The sequence below is a fragment of the Mesorhizobium sp. CO1-1-7 genome, from assembly GCF_020164885.1.
GTDB lineage: Bacteria > Pseudomonadota > Alphaproteobacteria > Rhizobiales > Rhizobiaceae > Mesorhizobium > Mesorhizobium australicum.
In genome coordinates, this window is sequence record NZ_JAIUHA010000004.1 from 435,926 (window position 1) to 454,725 (window position 18,800).

Sequence of the window (18,800 nt, forward strand, 5' to 3'; positions counted from 1 at the left end):
CGATTTTCGGACGTCCCTTCCGAAGTGCGAGAACGATAGCATCGAGGCGTGAATACTCAGTGAACGTGATGTTAATTTTTGGTCGAAAACCCGTCGCTTCATGGCCGGATTGCGGCTGATTCGGGGTGTTTCGACGCCTTTTGTCACCATTTCGGTTGGTGTGACTTTTGCATCACATATGTTTCGTTTGAATGTCGCCTTGGCGCGCTTGTGTTTCAACTTTCGTGCCGCCCGGGAATTTCCTGCCGTGCGGCCGCGAGCGCTCGGAACCGGCCCCACCAATGGACGTTGAGTTCCAAGAACCGGCATTGCCGGCTCACAGGCACTGCCCAGGCAAGGCCGGGATCTCCCGAACAAGCAAGAGCAATGGAAAGGTTGAAATCATGGGCTTCTTTTCGAAGGACATCAAAACGCTGGACGACCTCTTCGTGCACACGCTGCGCGACATCTATTATGCCGAAAAGCAGATCGAGAAGGCGCTGCCGAAGATGGTCGACAAGGCAACCGATCCGCAATTGAAGGCCGGCTTCGAAAAACACCTCGAGCAGACCAAGGGCCATATCGAACGCGTCGAGCAGGTGTTCGAGCTGCATGGCGTCAAGGCCAAGCAGGTCAACTGCCCGGCCATCGACGGCATTCTCGAGGAGGCCGACGACGTCAGCGGCGATGTCGACGACAAGGACGTTCTGGATGCCGCGCTGATCGCCTCCGCGCAGGCCGTCGAGCACTATGAAATGACCCGCTACGGCACCTTGATCGCCTGGGCCAAGCAGCTCGGCCGCAGCGACTGCGCCAATGTGCTGGCCAAGAATCTCAAGGAAGAGCAGGCGACGGATCGCAAGCTGACCGAAATCGCGGAAAGCAAGATCAACCTGCAGGCCGCCGAATAGGGGCTGAAGCCAGGGCCGGCGGCAACCGCGCCGGCCCCGGCCGACCGGGTTGGAACCGAGCGGGGTGGTCGCCCGTTCCAGCTGATCTTTCTCACGGGGAAATCATCATGGCGCCGCGCCCGGCCTGGAAAGGCTATCTGAAGCTCTCGCTGGTCACCTGCGCCATCGAACTGACCAACGTGGTCACCCATGCCGACAAGGTCTCGTTCCACATTTTGAACCGCAAGACCGGCAATACGGTGAAGCGGATCTATGTCGACGCCGAGACCGGCAAACCGGTCGAGGACGGCGACGAGATCAAGGGATACGAGATCGAAAAGGGCGACTTCGTCCATATAGAGGAGGACGAGATCGAGGCGGTGCAGATCGAAACCTCGCACACGATGAGCCTCGACGGCTTCGTCGACAAATCCTCGATCCGGCAGATCTATCTCGACACCCCCTACTATGTCGCGCCGGCCGATAAGGTTTCGGAGGAGGCGTTCGCCGTCATCCGCGACGCGATGGCGGGCAAGAAGATGGCCGGGCTGGCGCGCATCGTCCTTTATCGACGCGAGCGTCCCGTGGTCATCGAGCCGCTCGGCAAGGGCATGGTGCTGACCACGCTGCGCTACGACAACACGGTGCGCCAGCCGGAGACCGTCTTTGGCGACATCGAGGCGGTGAAGACCGACCAGGAGATGACCGATCTGGCCGAGCTCATCATCGACAAGAAGAAGACCAAGTTCGATCCCTCGAAATTCGACGACAAATATGAGGAAGCCCTGCTCGAGCTGATCCGCGCCAAGAAGGCGGGGCACAAGGCGCCCAAGGCCAAGGAGGCGCCCAAACCCTCCAATGTCGTCAACCTGTTCGACGCGCTGAAGAAGAGCTTGTCGTCGGATTCGGGTTCAGGACAAACCAAGTCGTCCCCGGCGAAAGCCAAGCCGGCGGCCAAACGTGCCAAGGCGAAAAGCGTTGCGCCGAAGCGCAAATCGGCCTGAGGATACGAGATGGCCAGCAGCCTCGAACAGTATCATTCGAAGCGTGACTTCAAGAAGACCGCCGAGCCGGCGGGCAAGGTTGCGCGCGGCAAGAAGGCCGGCGGCATCTTCGTCGTCCAGAAGCATGCCGCCACAAGGCTGCATTACGATTTTCGCCTCGAGCATGACGGCGTGCTGTGGAGCTGGGCGGTGACGCGCGGTCCGAGCCTCGATCCGCACGAAAAGCGGCTGGCCGTGCATGTCGAGGACCATCCCATCGACTATGCCGGCTTCGAAGGCACCATCCCCAAGGGCGAGTATGGCGGCGGCTCGGTCCTCGTCTGGGACGAGGGCGCCTGGATGCCCGAGGGCGATCCGGCCAAGATGATGGCGAAGGGGCACATCAACTTCGAGCTCGAGGGCCACAAGCTGCGTGGCAAGTGGCATCTGGTGCGGCTGCGACCGCGGCCCGGCGAAAAACGCGACAACTGGCTGCTGATCAAGTCGGACGATGCCGCCGCACGCCCCGGCGAGGATATTCTGCAAGACGAGCCGAAATCGGTGAAATCAGGCCTGACGATCGAGGAGGTCGGCGAAGGCAAGGCGGCCAAGGGCGAGAAGCCGAAGGTCTGGCATTCGAACAAGCCGACCGCCGGCAAGGCCAAGACCGGCGGCAAGAAGCTCGATTTCATCGAGCCGCAGCTCGCCACGCTGGAGCGCGACGCACCGTCGGGCCAGGACTGGCTGCATGAGGTGAAGTTCGACGGCTACCGCATGCAGGCGCAGATCGCCGGCACCGACGTTCGGCTCCTGACCCGCACCGGGCTGGACTGGACGGAAAAATTCGGCGGCGAGATCGCGGCCGAACTCGCCGGGCTGAAATGCAGCGACGCCATCCTCGACGGCGAGATCGTCGTGCTGGCCGACAGCGGCGTGTCGTCCTTCGCGCTGCTGCAGCAGGATCTGTCGGCGAAGCGGACGAACCGCTTCATCTATTACGTCTTCGACCTGATGCGGCTCGACGGCAAGGATTTGCGCCGCGAGCCGCTTGTCGAGCGCAAGCAGGCCCTGCAGGCGCTGCTCGGCGAGCCGTCCGACACCGCGGCGGTGCGTTTTTCCGACCATTTTGCCGAACCCGGCAAGATCATGCTGGAACATGCCTGCCGCATGGGGCTGGAAGGCGTCGTCTCAAAACGCGCCGATGCGCCCTACCGCAGCGGGCGCGGTCCGGCATGGGTCAAATCGAAATGCACGGCACGGCAGGAATTCGTCATTGGCGGCTATCTGCCGTCGGACAAGACCGGGCGCGGCCTGCGCTCGCTGCTGGTCGGCTATTTCGAAGGCGGCAGCCTGCACTATGCCGGCCGTGTCGGCACCGGCTTCTCCACCAAGAGCGCCAACGACCTGAAGAAGAAGCTCGATGCGCTGAAGGCGGACGCCTCGCCCTTCGATGCGGCCGTGCCGAAGGGCAAGGGCCTGGTCTGGGTCAAGCCGGAACTGGTCGGCGAAGTGGAGTTTCGCAGCTGGACGTCGGACCGTATAATACGCCATGCTTCGTTCCAGGGGCTGCGCGAGGACAAGCCGGCGGAGGAAGTCGTGCAGGAAAAGCCCAATGCAACGGGAACAGGGGCAACGGGAACAGGGGCAGCGGGAACCAAAACAGCGACAGGCAAAAGCCCCGCCAAGGCCAAGCCGGCGGCAGGCAGCGCCAATACGGCAGCACCGGCGGCGAAAACCAGCGTGAAGCTCTCCCACCCGGACAAGCTTCTGTGGCCCGACGAAAAGATCTCGAAGCAGGCCCTGCTCGATCACTACGCGCTGGTATGGCCGCGCATGAAGCAGTTCGTGGTCGACCGCCCGCTCAGCCTGGTCAGGGCGCCCGATGGTGTCGGCGGCCAGCGCTTCTTCCAGAAGCATGCCTCGCCCGGCATGCATGCGAAGATCGAGAAGACCAAGGATCCCACGGATGGCGAGGAAATCCTGTTCATCCGCGATTTCGACGGCATCGCGGCGCTGGTCCAGCTCGGCGTGGTCGAGATCCATATCTGGGGCTGCACCATCGACAAGCTTGAACAGCCCGACCAGGTCGTCTTCGACCTCGACCCCGACGAGGGCGTCGATGTGAAGGCGGTGCGCGAGGCGGCGCTCGACATCAGGGGCAAGCTCGACGAGCTGTCGCTGCCCAACTTCGTCAAGACATCGGGCGGCAAGGGCTTTCACGTCGTCGTTCCGCTGAAGCCGTCGGCGGATTGGGCCGAGGTCAAAGGCTTCGCCCATGATTTCGCCAGGGCGCTGGAGCAAGGCGCGCCGGATCGCTACACCGCGACGCTGTCGAAGAAGGCGCGCACGGGGAAGATCTTCGTCGACTACCTGCGCAACGGCAGCGGCGCGACCACCGTCGCGCCCTACTCCTCGCGCGCCAAGAAGGGCGCGACGGTGTCGATGCCGGTGACCTGGGCCGAGATCGAGGCCGGCCTGCCGCCGAACGCCTTCCCGATCGGCGACAAGACGACGCTGAAACGGCTCTCGGAAGCCGATCCGTGGGTGGATTTCTTCAAGAAGGGGAAGGTGCTGAAGCGGGGCTAGCTCGACTTTCGGCGCGCCGACCTCACCCCAAAAACACCCTCTCGAACGCCTGCTTGCCCGGCGGCGAGAAAATCACCGCGCGGCTGTCCTTCTCGCGGCGCGCCCATTTCTCGGCAAGGATCTTGTCGAGGATGGCGGCGCCAAGCGTCCCGGCGAGGTGCGAGCGCCGCACGCTCCAGTCGAGGCAGGCGCGGCACACCGGCCGCCGCGGCTTGGTGTAGACATCGATGCCGATCGCCGCGAAATGCGATGCGGCGGACGGCCCGAGCCTGATCTCCTTGTCGTTGCGGACCAGTATGTTTTTCTCCACAAGGCGGTCCAGCATCGCAACGGCCTGCTCGCCCGCAAGGTGATCGTAGCAGACGCGCGCGACGCGCATCGCGCCGTCGCGCGGGCCCGGCCGCACGCGCTTGAGGCCAACGGCTTCCGCAACGCCGGTGATGGCCTCGATCATGCCGGCCACTTGCGGGCCGGCCAGACCGTAATAGCGATGCCGGCCCTGGCTGGCCAAGGTCAGCAGCCCGCCCTCCATCAGCTTGGACAGATGCGAGGAGGCGGTCGGCAGCGACACGCCGGCCTCCAGCGCCAGTTCGCTCGCGGTCAATGCCGTGCCGCCCATCAGGGCGTTCAGCATGTTGGCGCGGGCCGGATCGCCGACCAGGCTGGCGATGCGGGCAATGTCGGGTCCTTCACGCATGGTTTGATCCTCATCGAAGCATTCTTGTCAGATAACCATTATTCTCCGACGGGATCAAGGAGACGAGGATGGCCGCACGAATCGCTTTCACCCCCGAGCCGGTGCCCCGCCGCCAATCGTTCCCGTTCGTCACCTGGGTCCGCTCACGGTTGCTGGCCCGCTGGTATGACCGCCATGCGCAGCGCCGCGACCTCTCGGAGATCGACGACCACCTGCTGCGTGACCTCGGCCTGACACGGGAGGATGTGCGCCGCGAATGCGCGAAATCCTTCTGGCAGGTGTGATCGCCAACTCATCTGCCTAGCAGATCGGGTGGCACGACGTTTCGACGCCGCCCGAACTGTCGCCGCTAAACACCAAGGAGCCGACCATGACCATCACCTGCTTCATCCGCTATGAGATCGACCCGTTCGGCAAGGCCGCCTTCGAGGAGTATGCCCGCAACTGGGGTCAGGCCATTCCGCGCTGCGGCGCCGATCTGATCGGCTATTTCGCGCCGCATGAGGGCTCGGCCACGACGGCCTATGCCGCCTACAACATCGAAAGCCTTGCCGCCTATGAAGCCTACCGCGCCCGGCTTGCCGCGGACCCCGCCGGCAAGGCAAACTATGAATTCGCCAAGCGCGAACGCTTCATCCTCAAGGAGGACCGCATGTTCCTGAAACTGGCTTCCGGCCCGCATGCGCCGCTGGTCAAGCTATGATCGCCGTCATCTTCGAGGTGCAGCCTGCGCAGGGCCGGCGCGAGGCCTATCTGAGCATAGCCGCCGACCTGCGTCCGCTGCTCGACGGCATTGACGGCTTCATCTCCGTCGAGCGCTTCCAGAGCCTGGCCGACCCGAACCGGGTGCTGTCGCTGTCGTTCTGGCGCGACGAGGAGGCGGTGAAGGCCTGGCGCAACACCGAAGAGCACCGGCAGGCGCAGCGGGCCGGGCGCGGCGGTATCTTTGCCGGCTATCGATTGCGGATCGCGCACGTGGTGCGCGACTACGGACTGACCGAGAGGGACGAGGCCCCGGCGGACAGCCGGGCCGTGAATGGGTGAGGAAGAAAGGAGCCAGCGCGGCAGCCAGCCTCCTTCTCCCCGTCACTATACGGGGAGAAGTGCCCGGCAGGGCGATGAGGGGCAGCGCTGACCTTCGCCACTTTGTTTACGCATTCCCGATCAGCACGCCCGCCGCGAACACCAGGGCGCCGCCCAGCACCACCTGGAAGGCGGCGCGCAGGAACGGGGTCTGCATGTAGCGGTTCTGGACGAAGGCGATGGCCCACAATTCGAAGAACACCACCACGGCGGCTACCGCCGTCGCGGTCCAGAAATGCGGGATGAGATAGGGCAGCGCGTGGCCGAGGCCGCCCAGCGTCGTCATGATGCCGACGGTCAGGCCGCGCTTGATCGGTGAACCCCTGCCCGACAGCTTGCCGTCGTCGGAAGCGACCTCGGTGAAACCCATCGAGATGCCGGCGCCGATCGAGGCGGCGAGACCGACCAGAAGCGTCTGCCAGGTGTCATGGGTGGCAAAGGCGGCGGCGAAGATCGGCGCCAGCGTCGACACCGACCCGTCCATCAGCCCGGCCAGGCCCGGCTGCACATAGGTGAGGATGAACTGGCGCTGCTCGGCGGTCGCCTCCTCGACCTTGACTTCGCCCGGCACGTGTTTCTGCTCCAGCGCATGCGCCGAGCTTTCATGGCCCTGTTCGGCCGCGGCCAGATCGTCGAGCAGCTTGCGGGTCGAGGCGTCGGTGGTGCGCTTGGCCGCCTCGACATAGAACAGATAGGCCTGCCGCTCCATCGCCTCGGCCTGGCGGCGCACGGCCTCGATGCCGAGCGGCCGCACCAGCCAGTCGGGCTTGCGCTCGAAATAGCCCCTCACATGTTCACGGCGGATCAGCGGAATGCGCTCGCCGAACCGCTTGCGGAAGAGTTCGATCAGCGAGTCGCGATGGCCGTCTTCCTCCTCGGCCATGGCCTCGAAGAGTTTGGCCGATTGCGGAAAGGTCTCGGACAATCCGTCCGCATAGGCCCGGTAGATACGCCCGTCATCCTCCTCCGATGAAATGGCCAGCGCCAGGATCTCCTGTTCGGAGAGCGATTCGAAGGAGCGGCGGCCGAAGCCGAAAACACGGGAAAGCATGAGGAATCACCCTAGTTTAGAATTGTTCTAAACTATGGTTTGCAACGTCCTTGGTCAATCGTGCGCTTGGCCGCAGTCAAGAATAGTTGAGCCGGCACCGGGCATCCCCCCTTCATTATCAGCGAATGTTTACCTATATATCGGGCCAAGCCAAAAAAGGAACGAGCTGATGACGGCCAAGAAGCCTCCGCACGCCTACGACCCGAAACCGGTCCTCGATCTCATCGCCAGCATCGAGGCCGACCTGCAGCGCCTGAAGGGGCTGGTCGAGCAGCAGATCGAGAAATTCGACCCCGCCAACCCGCACAACAAGGCACCCGACGGCAAGCTGACCGAGGAAGGCGTCGAGTGCTGCTACCGCATGTTCGACGAGGGCAAGTCGCGCTATTCGGTCGCCCAGCAGATGAAGATCTCGTTTGCCGCCGCCACGCATCGGTTCAACAATTGGCGCAAGCTGGGCGGCAGCAAGCGGCAGCGGACATTGCTGGGGTGAATTTCGATATGCGGGCGTGACGGCCGCAACGCTGGATGTGTTTGTGTCTTGATCACAATCGCGAACTTTGTCCCCGTCACATCTTTTCGTTGGCATCGCGCGCGCCTTTGCGTGCACCATGGCCGGATCGCATCGCCACAGGACCCGCCATGATCACCCCTCCCGGCATCGCCGACATCCACGCCGCCGCCGCGCGCCTCTCGGGCCTGATCGTCGAGACCCCCTTGATCGAATCGCAGGAACTGAACAGGCGCTTCGGCGGCCGCATCCTGTTCAAGCCGGAGACGCTGCAGCGCACCGGCTCGTTCAAGTTCCGCGGTGCCTACAACAAGCTGTCGACGCTGAGCGAGGCGGAGCGCTCGCGTGGCGTCGTGGCTTTCTCCTCGGGCAATCATGCGCAAGGCGTGGCGGCTTCCGCCGCCATGTTCGGCGTCAAGGCGGTCATCGCCATGCCGGCGGACGCGCCTGACATGAAGATCGCCAATGTCCGCAAGATGGGCGCCGAGGTGGTGCCCTTCGACCGTTTCAAGGACGATCGCATGACGGTGGTGCGCCCCTATCTCGACAAGGGCATGGCGTTGGTGCCGCCCTTCGACGATCCGGCCATCATTGCCGGCCAGGGCACGATCGGACTGGAGCTGGTGAGGCAGGCGCGGGCGCTGGGTGTCGGCCTCGACGCGGTCGTCATCCCCTGTGGCGGCGGCGGCCTGACCAGCGGCATCTCGGTTGCCGTGAAGGATACCTCGCCCGGCACCGCGATCTGGGCGGTCGAACCCGAGCATTTCGACGACACGCGCCGCTCGCTGGCGGCGGGCGCCAGGGTTTCGAACGAGCCTGGCCACAGTTCGATCTGCGACGCCATCCTCACCGCCGAGCCGGGCGCGATCACCTTCGAGATCAACCGCCGCAACCTCGCCGGCGCCGTCGCCGTCTCAGAGGATGCCGTTAGGCGGGCGATGCGCGACGCCATGGCCTATCTCAAGCTGGTGGTCGAGCCCGGAGGCTGCGTCGCGCTGGCGGCGCTGTCATCGGGTGAGATCGAGCTGTCCGGCAAATGCGTTGCCGTGGTGCTGTCCGGCGGCAATGTCGATTTCGGCACCTATGCCGGGATCATGGCGGCGTAGGGCGGCACAGGTCAGCTCTCGTCAGTCCAGCGTGCGCCTGAACCGCACCAGCGCCACGCCGGCGAACAGCGCCACGAAAACCGCCAGCCAGCCGATTTCGGTCGCCACGGCCGGCAGTTCCGCGCCCTTCAGCATCACCGCGCGGGTGATGCGCAGGAAATGCGTCAGCGGGAAGATCTCGCCGAAGGTCTGCGCCCAGTCCGGCATGCCGCGATAGGGGAACATGAAGCCCGACAGCATGATCGAGGGCAGGAAGAAGAAGAAGGTGAGCTGAAGCGCCTGCATCTGCGTGCGTGCGATCGTCGAGATCGTGTAGCCGAGCAGCACCAGCGACAGCACGAACACCAGCACCGCCGACAAAAGCAGCGTCATCGAGCCGGTGAAGGGGATGGCGAACAGAAGCTTCGACGCCGCCAGCACCACCACCACCTGCACCGCGCCGACCGCCAGGTAGGGCAGCACCTTGCCCATCATGATCTCCAGCGGGCTCGACGGCATCGCCAGGAGATTTTCCATCGTGCCGCGCTCGGTCTCGCGCGTCAGCGCGATCGAGGTCATCATCACCATGGTCATCTGCAGGATGACGCCGAGCAGGCCGGGCACGATGTTGTATTGCGAGATGCCTTCGGGGTTGTAGCGGCGGTGGACGACGACATCGAGCTGCCCCCTGGCGGCTTCCGCCGCGGCTTCCTGCGTGCCTTGCGCTCTCAGCAGCGCCTGGCCGGCGATGGTGCCGAGCGTCGAGATGGCGCCGCTGGCGACCGCCGGATCGGTGGCGTCGGCCTCGATCAGGATTTGCGGCTTGTCGCCGCGCTCGACGCGGCGGGCGAAATCGGCCGGGATGGTGACGACGAAGGCGACGTCGCCGCGCGCCATCAGGAACTCGGCCTCCTCGGCGCTTTGCGCGACATGGTCGAAGCGGTAGTAACCGGTGGTCTGCAGCGCCGCGACCATGGCGCGGGTATAAGGATCGCTGCTGGTCGCCACCAGGGCCGCCGGCAGGCTTTTCGGGTCGTTGTTGATGGCGTAGCCGAACAGCACGAGCTGGATCAGCGGCACGCCCAGCATCATGGCGAAGGTGATGCGGTCGCGCCGCATCTGGATGAACTCCTTGATCAGCAGGGCGCCGAGCCTGGCTAAGGAAAAGACGCTGTTCATGCCATGTTGTCCTTCGATCCCGACATGAACTGGATGAAGACATCCTCCAGGCTGGTTTCGCCCGGCGTCACCGTTACGCCCTTGTGCTCCCTCTCGACGTCGGCAAGCGCGGCCTCGAGCTTCTCGCGGTCGGAACCGACGACGTGCAGCGTCGCGCCGAACGGCGCCACCTGGTCGACGCCGGGGCGGCCTTGCAGCGCTTGCGCCACCTCGTCGAGCTTTGGACCCTGCAGCACGAAGGTGGTCAGGCCTGCATTCTTCACCACCTCGGCGACGGTGCCGGTGGCCAGCATCCTGCCATAGGAGATGTAGCTGATGCGGTGGCAGCGCTCGGCCTCGTCCATGTAATGAGTGGAGACCAGCACGGTCAGCCCGCCGCTCGCCAGGCGATGGATCTCGTCCCAGAACTCGCGCCGCGCCTTCGGATCGACGCCGGCCGTCGGCTCGTCCAGCAGCAGCAGTTTCGGCTTGTGCATGATGCAGGCGGCCAGCGCCAGCCGCTGCTTCCAGCCGCCGGACAAGGTGCCGGCCAGCTGGTTGCGGCGCGTCGTCAGGCCGAGCTCCTCCAGCGTGCGCGAGACATAGTCCTCGACCGGCCGCAGCCGGTAGAGCCGCGCCACGAATTCGAGGTTCTCGCCGATCGTCAGATCCTCGTAGAAGGAGAATTTCTGCGTCATGTAGCCGACTTCGCGCTTGATCCTGAGGCTGTCGGTGCGGATGTTGAAGCCCAGCACCGTGCCTTCACCCTCGTCCGGCGTCAGCAGGCCGCACATGATGCGGATGGTGGTGGTCTTGCCCGAGCCGTTGGGGCCGAGGAAGCCGACGATCTCGCCCTCGGCTACCGACATCGTCACATGGTCGACGACGGTCTTGTCGCCGAAGCGTTTGACCAGGCCGTGAACGTCGATGGCGTTCATTTTCCCATGTCCGCGAGATCGACATCGACGATCTGGCCGGGCTGCAGCGGCCCCGCATCGCCCTCCGGCCGCGCCTCGACGAGGTAGACCAGCTTCTGCCGGTTTTCCAGGGAGTAGATCACCGGCGGGGTGAATTCGGGATCGGGCGAGACATAGCTGACGCGCGCCTTCACCTCCGGGCCACAGCCGTCGCAATGGACGCTGAGCAGGCTGCCGACCTTGACTGAGGAGAAGGCGCTTTCCGGAATATAGACGCTGAGCTTCACCGCGCCGTCGGGAAGCACCGAGATGACCGGCGCGGTCGGGCCCGCCGTGTCGCCGGGATTGCGGATGACGTCGTTGACGCGGCCTGGCGAAGGCGCCGCCAACACGCGTTTGGAGAGCCGCCATTGCGCCTGATCCAGTGCCGCCTGCGCCTGTCTGACCTGATTGTCGGCGGCCTTGATCGTTTCGGCACGCGCCGGCAGGCCGCCGACCGCCAGGTTGGCCTCCGCCTGGCCGACCTGCGCATTGGCCGTCTCCAGCGTCGCGGAAGCCGTGTCGAAATCAGCCTGCGTGCCGGCGCCGCGTTTGAACAGGTCGCTGGCGCGGTCGAATTTTCGCTTGGCGTCGGCGGCCTGTGCCTTGGTCATGTCGACCTCGGCCTTCAGCACGGCGATCTCTTCCGGCCGCTTGCCAACCTGGAGATCGGCATACTGCGCCTGCGCCTGGGCCAGCGCCGCCTGCGCTTGCGCCACCGCGATCTTGGCGTCGGCATTTTCGAGTGTCACCACGGTGGCTCCCGGCGTGACGCGGTCGCCGCGCTTCACCGCCACCGTCTCGACCTGCGCCACCTCGATCGGCGCCAGGAGCACATAATCGCCCTCGACATAACCGACGGCGAGCGGTGCCGCCGGCGCGCAGGCACCGAACAATTGCGCGGCGAGCGGCAGCGAACACAGAAAGCTCATTGTTTTAATCCCTTCATCCCTGGCCCCTTCCGGGCGGCCAGTATGGCGCCGAGATTGTCCGTGGTGACCGCCACCATCTTGGCGACCTCGGCGGCGCCGATGTCGCGCCAGCCCATGCGGCGCATGACAGCCTCGCGGCCGATGCGGAAATAGATGACCTGGCCGATCAACGTGAACACGGTGAGTCGGGTGCGTTCGCTCTCGGCCGGCTCGCCGGTGGCCTGCTCCCACATTTGGCACAGCCGACGGTGCGTCGGCTCGAAGACGCCGTCATAGATGCGGTCGAGCGCCGCCGTCGGATGCGACAGCTCGCGCAGCACGAATTGCACGATCTCTCCGGCCTGCGGCTGTGCCACGATGAAGCCGACCATCCGCTCGAGTGCCGTGAAGAGCTGCGCGCGCGCCGCCTCAGGATCGCTTGCCGCCGCCTGTCCGTGGCCGAGCCCCTCGCCGGCGCCCAGTGCCTGCCCTGCGACGCCCTGGATGGTCTCGACGATGAAGTCGGCGGCAGCGGCGCGAAGACCTTCCTTGCCGCCGAAATGATAGGCGATCGAGCCGATATTGGCCCCCGCCTCGGCGGCAATTTCGCGCGTCGAGGTGCCGTCGAAGCCCTGCCGCCCGAACAGTTTCAACGCCGCCTGGACAAGCGCGGCGCGCGTCGGCTCTGCCGGGGAGGTCTCGCGGCGGGGTCTCTTGGCATCTGGCAATTTGATCATGCCAAGGACCTTAATCAATCGATTGATTAAGGTCAACTTGTGTGCGGCGCTGTCTTGCCATCGCGCGCGGCAACCGCTTTAGTGCGCGGCCATGGGCAAGGAAGTCGAGCGTAAGTTCCTGGTCTCCAGCACCGCATGGCGGGATCTGGCGGAAGCGGATATCCGCATTCTCCAGTTCTATCTCGCCACGGCACCCGGGCGAACCGTCCGCATCCGCATCAGTGATGGCGCCTCCGCCAAGCTGACGCTCAAATTCGGCAGCAGTGCGCGCGAGCGCGACGAATTCGAATACCCGATCCCGCTGGCGGAGGCGGTGGAGATGCTGGACTTCGCCATCGGACGTGTCATCGAGAAGACACGTCACCATGTTAGGCATCGCGGCTATCTCTATGAAGTCGATGTCTTTGGCGGTGCACTGGCGGGACTTGTGGTGGCCGAGCTCGAGACGCCGGAAGAGGTTCCGGACGAAATGCTGCCTGACTGGCTCGGCCGGGAAGTGACCGGCGAGCAGAAATTCTACAACGCGTCGCTCGCCCTCGGGGGGATACCGGAGATCGCCGCATGAGCTTTCGTATCGATCCGCGCCTGCCGCTGACCGGCGAGGTCAGGCGTATCCTTGCCGAGGAGATCGGCAAGGCCCTGCTGCATCTGGAGACCGCGCACACCCGGCCGGAACAGGGGCTGCACAAGTGCCGCAAGCGGCTGAAAAGCGCGCGTGCCTTGTTGCGCCTGGTTCGTTCCGGTGACGAAACATTCTGCACCACGGAAAACCAGTGCTATCGCAATGTCGCGGCGCTGCTTGCCGGTCCGCGTGAAGCCACGGCCCTGATCGAAACCATCGATCGGCTGGCGGCGGGCTTCGCCAGGGAAAGCGTCGATGGCGGGCTTGATGCCGTGCGCGACAGGTTGATCGCACGCCAGCATGATCTGCACGAAGGCGCCGGCCTGAAGGCGGCGATCGGGACGGCCACCGCCGCGTGCGAAGACGGCCTGAAGCGCATCGAAACCCTTGCTTTGCCCGATCAGCCGGAACAGGCCGCCGACGTGCTTGCCGAAGGCGCCCGCGTCGCCTTGCGCCGCGCCAGGAAGGCGCTCGACAAGGCCGGCACGCGCGGTGAAGCCGACGATTTCCATGACCTGCGCAAGGCGGCCAAGACGCATGGCATGCACCTGTCGCTGCTGGGCAGGCTGTGGCCGACCCCGATCAAGGCGCGGCGCAAGGCCGTGGATGAACTGGGGGAGCGGCTCGGTGAACTGCATGATGTGTTCGTCATGCGCGCGCTGCTCGAGGCGGACAGCGAGCCGCTGGGCCCGCCCGAGGACACAAAACTTCTCGGCAAGTTGCTGAAGCGCTCGGAAAAGAGCCTCAGGAAAGCCTGTCTCGCCGAGGCAGCCGAACTGTTCGGCGACAGCCCCAAGCACGCGACGAAAAAGCTCGCCCGCAAGGCACGCGACGATCTCGCCGGCGCCTCGTCCGCGGATGATCTTGCCGCCTCTGCCGGCTGATGGGCGGCGGACCTCGGCCGGTCTAAGCGGGTAGCGGCCGCCGGCCTTTCGCTGGGGAAGGCTGATCCTTCATCCGCGCCCCGGCATCGCGTGGATGCGGCCCGATCGGCATGATCGCCTCGAATGGCGTGGCGCCAAAGGCAAAGGTCCATTTGTAGCCGATCAACCCGTCCTCGGGCGTGGTGTGCTGGTCGTGATGGGCCAGCAGTCTCGCCCGGTCGGCCAGTTCCTCGGCCTCGCGCCGCACCATCTCCGCCGTCTCCGGACGCATCCGCCTGGAGAAGCTGACGAAGGTCGCCTCCTTCTCGATATGGGTGATGGCCCAGCCGATGAAATTCTTGTTGGTCATCTCGAACAGCGGCCTGAGCGGCCCCTCGAAATTCCACTGGATCGGGGTTTCGACCAGCAGTTTCGCCGACAGGCCACGGCCAAGCCCGATCAGGCCTAGTTGCTCGAGGTCGCGCAGATAGAGGAACATCGAGGCCTCGCTCAGGCCTTGCGAGCGCATGATGCCTTCAGGCGTGAATTTTTCCGACAGCATGACGAAGACGAACAGCAGTGCCGGCCGGCCAGCGAGCCGGCGCTCGATCTCGGGCGCGATGTGGTTGACCGGCCCCGGCCCGCGGTTCATCGAGCCGAGCACGTTTTCCAGTTCGACGCCGGCGGCGGCGCAGATCTCCACCAGCCGGTCGAGCTTGCAGTTCTTCTCATGGAAGATGCGCTTCACCGTCGGCTCGGAAACGCCCATCCGTTCGCCGAGCTCACGATAGGTGACACCCTTGGCCTTCAGTGTCCGCTTCAGCGCCTCGAAGATTGGGCCGTTCATGGGATGCGCCTCTTGCCGGCGGTTTCGTATCGATATTCGATACTAGCTTCAATCCGCCTTCCCGAGAAGTATCGAAAATCCTAGCTGTTCACCGACATCACAGGAGAGCAGCCATGAACATTGTCGTCACTTCCGCCGTCATCGCCTCCATCGGCATTGCCGCCGCCCAGGCCGCCCAGGCCGACGAGCTCTGGCGCGCAACGGGCCTCGAACAGCCTGAATCGGCGCTGTTCGACGCCGCCAACGGCCGCATCATCGTTTCCAACATCGTCGGCAATCCGGACGACGCCGACGGCAACGGCTATCTCAGCCTGCTGTCAATGGATGGCAAGATGGTGAGCCAGCACTGGACCGACGGCATGGACGCGCCCAAGGGCATGGCGATATCGGGCGGCAAGCTCTATGTCGCCGACATCACCAAAATCCGTGTCGTCGACCTCGCCAGCGGCAAGCTCATCGCCAGCATCGTGGTCCCGAATGCCGTTTTCCTGAACGACATGACGTCGGATCGGTCCGGCAAGGTCTACGTCACCGACATGCTGGCCGACACGATCTACCGCATCGACGGCGACAGGCCGGAGCTGTTCGTCAAGGATCCGCTGCTCGCCTCGCCCAACGGCGTCTTCGCCGATGGCGAGAGGCTGATCGTGGCCTCCTGGGGCAAGGGCATCAAGGCCGACTTCAGCACGGCCGAGCCGGGCGGGCTGCTGGCGGTCGACATCGCCAGCAAGGCGGTGACGCCGCTGGCGGGCGCCCAAAACTTCGCCGACCTCGACGGCGTCATCGCCATTGGCGGCACCATCTATGCGACGGCCTACATGACCGGCACGCTCTACCGATACCGGACCGGCGGCGGGCCGGAAGCGGTGGCGCATTTCAAGCCGGGCAGCGCCGATATCGGCACCGACGGCAAGTCGATCCTCTACATGCCGCTGATGAACGAAGGCGAGGTCGCGGCGCTCAAGATCGAATGAGCGCCGTGACGAACGGCCCGGGGTGCCGGTCAGACCCGCAGCAATGTCTTGATGGCGCGCCGCTCGTCCATCGCTTTGTAGCCTTCGGCCACCTGTTCGAGCGGAAGGACCAGGTCGAACACCTTGCCGGGATTGATCTTGCCTTCGGTGACGAGGGCTATCAGTTCGGGCAAATAGCGGCGCACCGGTGCCGGGCCGCCATGCAGGTGCACATGGGCGAAGAACAGCTGTTGCCCATCCAGTTGCACCTGGTGGGGTACGCCGACATAGGAGACGTAACCGCCCCTGCGGGTCGAACCGATCGCCTGCTTCATCGATTCCTGCGTGCCGACGCATTCCAGCACGGAGTCGGCGCCGATGCCGCCGGTCATGTCCAGAATGCGGGCGACGCCTTCCTCGCCGCGCTCGGTGACGATGTCGGTTGCACCGAACTCCAAGGCGAGCTTCTGGCGCGGCTCGTGCCGGCTCATGACGATGATGCGCTCGGCGCCCATCTGTTTGGCGGAAAGCGCGGCAAGCAGGCCGACCGCGCCATCCCCGACCACCGCGACCGTCGACCCTGCCTTTACGTTGGCGGCGTCGGCGGCAAACCAGCCGGTGCCCAGCACGTCGGAGGTGGCGAGCAGGCTCGGGATCATGTCGGCCGAGGGCTGACCGGACAGGGCCACCAAAGTGCCGTCGGCCAGCGGCACGCGCAGGAACGGCGACTGGGCCCGGTCATGAAGGTACGGTGCTGGCATGACGACTGGTAGCCATTGCGGCAGTTGGGGCAGGTGTTGTCGGAGGTCGCGAACGATCCGACCACGAACTGGCCGGGGCGGATGGCGCGGACCGCGCTGCCGACCTCCTCCACCACACCGCAATATTCGTGGCCCATATGGGCGGGCTCCGCGATCGGCTGCAGGCCGCGATAGGGCCAGAGATCCGATCCGCAGACGCAGGTCGCCGACAGCCGCACGATGGCGTCGGTGGGCAGCAGGATTTCGGGATCGGCCACTTCCTCGCAACGGATGTCGCCGGGGCTGTAAAGAACGGTGCCTCGCATGGGAACGTCTCCTATGAGTTGCTTTCGATTGCGTATGTCAGCGAATGGGCTCGATTCGCAGCGGGAAATTCCCGCGTGCCAGCAGAGGCTCGAAGCCGCCGTCGAAGCGCCCGAGCCGGATCAGCCCGGTGGACCAGCGGTAGCCGGCATAAAACAGCGCCAGATTGCCCCAGGGCGCGAAGTAGCAAAGGTCGCCGGGTCGTTCGTTGCCGAAGGGACCGCTGCCTTGCACGGTGAGCTTGCGCGGGAGATAGGCGATCTTCTCGTTGCCGGCGTAGTTGTCGATCGTCAGATCCAGCGGCAGCATGGAGTAGAAATCCCGTGCCGAGGGATTGTCATACAGCGTGGCCGTCATCGTCTGCCTGTTGAAGCTTATCCTGATCTTCATGTCCGTGGACTCCTGGCTTGCCGGGCCGGCGCCTTGCTGCCCGAAAGCCTGTCCGGGCAGGACCGCCGCCTGCGCGAGCGCGACCCGGAGCAGTGTGCGTCGGCTGAGCTGTCGTTTTGTCATGATTGGCGGCTCGTGGGTGTCGAGGTCGCCGCGGCGACGGCAAATAGCGTCGAGCCGAGGAGAAGCAGCGCCGCGAGCGCGAAGGGGCTCCACCAGCCGGCGGTGTCGAACAGCAAGCCGCCGGCGAACGCGCCGAAGGTGATGGCAAACTGAATCAGCGCGACCTGCAAGCCTCCACCTGCCTCGAGATCGTCGGGGATGACCTTGGCCATCCAGGTGCTCCAGGCCACCGGAATGGGCGAGGTGAACAATCCCCACAACAAGAGCAGGACCGCGGCCGCGACCGCGACGGGCCCAAGCGCGATCAAGAGCAGCGCGATGACCGAAAGCATGGCCGGCAGGCCAATCAGCACGGCGCCCAGATGCGAGCGCAGGACGAAACCGACGAGGGACGTGCCGACGAGGCCCGCCAGCCCGAGCCCGAGCAGGACCATCGACAGCGTATTCACGTCGAGGCCGGTGATGCCTTCGAGGAACGGGCGCAAATAGGTAGAAAGCGAGAACTGGCCCATGAAGGCGAGCGTGGTCGCCGCCATGCCGATGGCGAAGGCGCGATTGCCGAGAAGGCCGACCATGCGGCCGGCCGAGACGGGGTCCTCGGCGGGCATGCTGGGCAGGACGGCGAGTTGCCAGACGATGGCGGTGAGCCCGATCGGCACCACGATGAAGAAGGCGCTGCGCCATCCGATCAGGCCGCCGAGAAAACTTCCAAGCGGCGCCGCGACGACCGTCGCGAACGCCGTCCCGCCCTGCAGCATGGCGATCGCCCTGGGCAGATCGTCACGCGAGACGATGCGGGCCAGAATGGCTGTCGACAGTGACCAGAAGCCGCCAATCGAAACGCCGATTAGGGCCCGGCCAAACATGAACACAGGATAGGTGGGTGCAAAAGTGATCGCCAGTCCGGAGACCACCAGCACGACGGTATAGAGAAGAACGACCGTGCGCCGGTCCAGCTTCGAGAGCAAGGCGTTGCCGAACAGGCTGGTGACGACGGCGAAGAATCCAGACACGGAGATCGCCTGACCGGCCTGGCCCTCGGTGATGGCCAGGTCCCTGGCGAGGGGCGTGAGCAGGCTGACGGGCATAAACTCCGAGACCACCAGAACGAAGGTGAGCAGGGAAAGACAGATCACCGCGCCCCAGGCGCTTGGTGTCTCGACCAGTTGGCTGTCGTAGGTGGCTTCCATGCGCTTTGGCCCGCCGAGGGCCCTCCGACGATTTCGTTGGCGCGTATATAAACAGCCGCGACTGCCTCGATTAGTCGTTGCAATTCGCATGGACTTATCCATCTTGGATATGAATAGGCGG

The 18,800-nt window shown here is 64.9% G+C and carries 20 protein-coding genes and 1 pseudogene; 11 read left to right on the top strand and 10 right to left on the bottom strand.

Translation table 11 applies throughout. The annotated features are described in order from the left end of the window. Window positions 1–383 precede the first annotated feature (383 nt). The 3 genes from LB516_RS11400 (at window position 384) to ligD (ending at window position 4,438) form a co-directional block, all read left to right on the top strand. Window positions 384–890, top strand: a complete 507-nt coding sequence (locus tag LB516_RS11400; RefSeq protein ID WP_015314781.1) for a ferritin-like domain-containing protein — start codon at window positions 384–386, stop codon at window positions 888–890. A 107-nt stretch (window positions 891–997) separates the two neighbouring features. Next, window positions 998–1,873 carry a Ku protein gene (locus LB516_RS11405; protein ID WP_140618129.1) on the top strand — a complete coding sequence of 292 codons (876 nt, stop codon included), beginning with the start codon at window positions 998–1,000 and terminating at the stop codon, window positions 1,871–1,873. Between the two features lie 9 nt (window positions 1,874–1,882). Continuing rightward, the gene (gene ligD / locus LB516_RS11410; RefSeq protein WP_224719565.1) at window positions 1,883–4,438 is read left to right on the top strand and encodes a DNA ligase D; all 2,556 of its coding nucleotides are present in this window, start codon (window positions 1,883–1,885) and stop codon (window positions 4,436–4,438) included. 22 nt (window positions 4,439–4,460) lie between these two features. On the opposite strand, the gene LB516_RS11415 is transcribed toward ligD, so the two are convergent. Then, entirely contained in the window at window positions 4,461–5,135 is a 675-nt protein-coding gene (locus LB516_RS11415) for an ArsR/SmtB family transcription factor (RefSeq protein WP_224719566.1), read from the bottom strand. Between the two features lie 68 nt (window positions 5,136–5,203). On the opposite strand from LB516_RS11415, the gene LB516_RS11420 reads away from it, so the two are divergent. The 3 genes from LB516_RS11420 (at window position 5,204) to LB516_RS11435 (ending at window position 6,179) form a co-directional block, all read left to right on the top strand. Beyond that, window positions 5,204–5,419, top strand: a complete 216-nt coding sequence (locus tag LB516_RS11420; protein WP_140618124.1) for a DUF1127 domain-containing protein — start codon at window positions 5,204–5,206, stop codon at window positions 5,417–5,419. A gap of 86 nt (window positions 5,420–5,505) precedes the next feature. Continuing rightward, entirely contained in the window at window positions 5,506–5,838 is a 333-nt protein-coding gene (locus LB516_RS11430) for an NIPSNAP family protein (protein ID WP_140712071.1), read from the top strand. Then, window positions 5,835–6,179, top strand: a complete 345-nt coding sequence (locus LB516_RS11435; RefSeq protein ID WP_224719567.1) for an antibiotic biosynthesis monooxygenase family protein — start codon at window positions 5,835–5,837, stop codon at window positions 6,177–6,179. The genes LB516_RS11430 and LB516_RS11435 overlap by 4 nt, the downstream gene beginning before the upstream one ends. A gap of 106 nt (window positions 6,180–6,285) precedes the next feature. On the opposite strand, the gene mbfA is transcribed toward LB516_RS11435, so the two are convergent. Beyond that, entirely contained in the window at window positions 6,286–7,269 is a 984-nt protein-coding gene (gene mbfA / locus LB516_RS11440; RefSeq protein ID WP_015314774.1) for an iron exporter MbfA, read from the bottom strand. A gap of 169 nt (window positions 7,270–7,438) precedes the next feature. On the opposite strand from mbfA, the gene LB516_RS11445 reads away from it, so the two are divergent. Together LB516_RS11445 and LB516_RS11450 are read left to right on the top strand one after the other, a co-directional pair. Then, window positions 7,439–7,762 (top strand): hypothetical protein, encoded by a 324-nt coding sequence (locus LB516_RS11445; protein WP_224719568.1) that lies wholly within the window; start codon window positions 7,439–7,441, stop codon window positions 7,760–7,762. Between the two features lie 149 nt (window positions 7,763–7,911). Next, window positions 7,912–8,886, top strand: a complete 975-nt coding sequence (locus tag LB516_RS11450; RefSeq protein ID WP_224719569.1) for a threonine/serine dehydratase — start codon at window positions 7,912–7,914, stop codon at window positions 8,884–8,886. 21 nt (window positions 8,887–8,907) lie between these two features. Here LB516_RS11450 and LB516_RS11455 read toward each other — a convergent pair whose 3' ends face one another. The 4 genes from LB516_RS11455 to LB516_RS11470 are packed head-to-tail and all read right to left on the bottom strand — an operon-like array spanning window position 8,908 to window position 12,627. After that, complete coding sequence (locus tag LB516_RS11455) at window positions 8,908–10,044, bottom strand: ABC transporter permease (RefSeq protein WP_140660343.1); 1,137 nt, start codon at window positions 10,042–10,044, stop codon at window positions 8,908–8,910. Beyond that, window positions 10,041–10,961 carry an ABC transporter ATP-binding protein gene (locus LB516_RS11460; protein WP_140618109.1) on the bottom strand — a complete coding sequence of 307 codons (921 nt, stop codon included), beginning with the start codon at window positions 10,959–10,961 and terminating at the stop codon, window positions 10,041–10,043. The genes LB516_RS11455 and LB516_RS11460 overlap by 4 nt, the downstream gene beginning before the upstream one ends. Continuing rightward, entirely contained in the window at window positions 10,958–11,911 is a 954-nt protein-coding gene (locus LB516_RS11465) for an HlyD family secretion protein (RefSeq protein WP_140712061.1), read from the bottom strand. The genes LB516_RS11460 and LB516_RS11465 overlap by 4 nt, the downstream gene beginning before the upstream one ends. Then, complete coding sequence (locus LB516_RS11470) at window positions 11,908–12,627, bottom strand: CerR family C-terminal domain-containing protein (protein WP_140822999.1); 720 nt, start codon at window positions 12,625–12,627, stop codon at window positions 11,908–11,910. The genes LB516_RS11465 and LB516_RS11470 overlap by 4 nt, the downstream gene beginning before the upstream one ends. A gap of 91 nt (window positions 12,628–12,718) precedes the next feature. Here LB516_RS11470 and LB516_RS11475 point away from each other — a divergent pair, with 91 nt between their 5' ends. Continuing rightward, the gene (locus LB516_RS11475; RefSeq protein ID WP_015314767.1) at window positions 12,719–13,192 is read left to right on the top strand and encodes a CYTH domain-containing protein; all 474 of its coding nucleotides are present in this window, start codon (window positions 12,719–12,721) and stop codon (window positions 13,190–13,192) included. Then, window positions 13,189–14,133 (top strand): CHAD domain-containing protein, encoded by a 945-nt coding sequence (locus LB516_RS11480; protein WP_224719570.1) that lies wholly within the window; start codon window positions 13,189–13,191, stop codon window positions 14,131–14,133. The genes LB516_RS11475 and LB516_RS11480 overlap by 4 nt, the downstream gene beginning before the upstream one ends. Window positions 14,134–14,155: 22 nt before the next feature. On the opposite strand, the gene LB516_RS11485 is transcribed toward LB516_RS11480, so the two are convergent. After that, window positions 14,156–14,959, bottom strand: coding sequence for a helix-turn-helix domain-containing protein (locus tag LB516_RS11485; RefSeq protein ID WP_224719571.1), 804 nt, complete (start codon window positions 14,957–14,959; stop codon window positions 14,156–14,158). Between the two features lie 113 nt (window positions 14,960–15,072). Between LB516_RS11485 and LB516_RS11490 the strand changes: the two genes are divergently transcribed. Further along, the gene (locus LB516_RS11490; RefSeq protein WP_224719572.1) at window positions 15,073–15,933 is read left to right on the top strand and encodes an SMP-30/gluconolactonase/LRE family protein; all 861 of its coding nucleotides are present in this window, start codon (window positions 15,073–15,075) and stop codon (window positions 15,931–15,933) included. 29 nt (window positions 15,934–15,962) lie between these two features. Here LB516_RS11490 and LB516_RS11495 read toward each other — a convergent pair. The 3 genes and pseudogenes from LB516_RS11495 to LB516_RS11505 all read right to left on the bottom strand — a co-directional run bounded on the left by LB516_RS11495 (window position 15,963) and on the right by LB516_RS11505 (window position 18,679). Continuing rightward, window positions 15,963–16,978: pseudogene (locus tag LB516_RS11495) on the bottom strand (zinc-dependent alcohol dehydrogenase family protein). A gap of 37 nt (window positions 16,979–17,015) precedes the next feature. Continuing rightward, window positions 17,016–17,489 (bottom strand): cyclophilin-like fold protein, encoded by a 474-nt coding sequence (locus LB516_RS11500; protein WP_140823009.1) that lies wholly within the window; start codon window positions 17,487–17,489, stop codon window positions 17,016–17,018. Then, window positions 17,486–18,679: an MFS transporter gene (locus LB516_RS11505; RefSeq protein ID WP_140823011.1), complete on the bottom strand. Its 1,194-nt coding sequence runs from the start codon at window positions 18,677–18,679 to the stop codon at window positions 17,486–17,488. Before LB516_RS11505 ends, LB516_RS11500 begins: the two co-directional genes overlap by 4 nt. Window positions 18,680–18,800 lie beyond the last annotated feature (121 nt).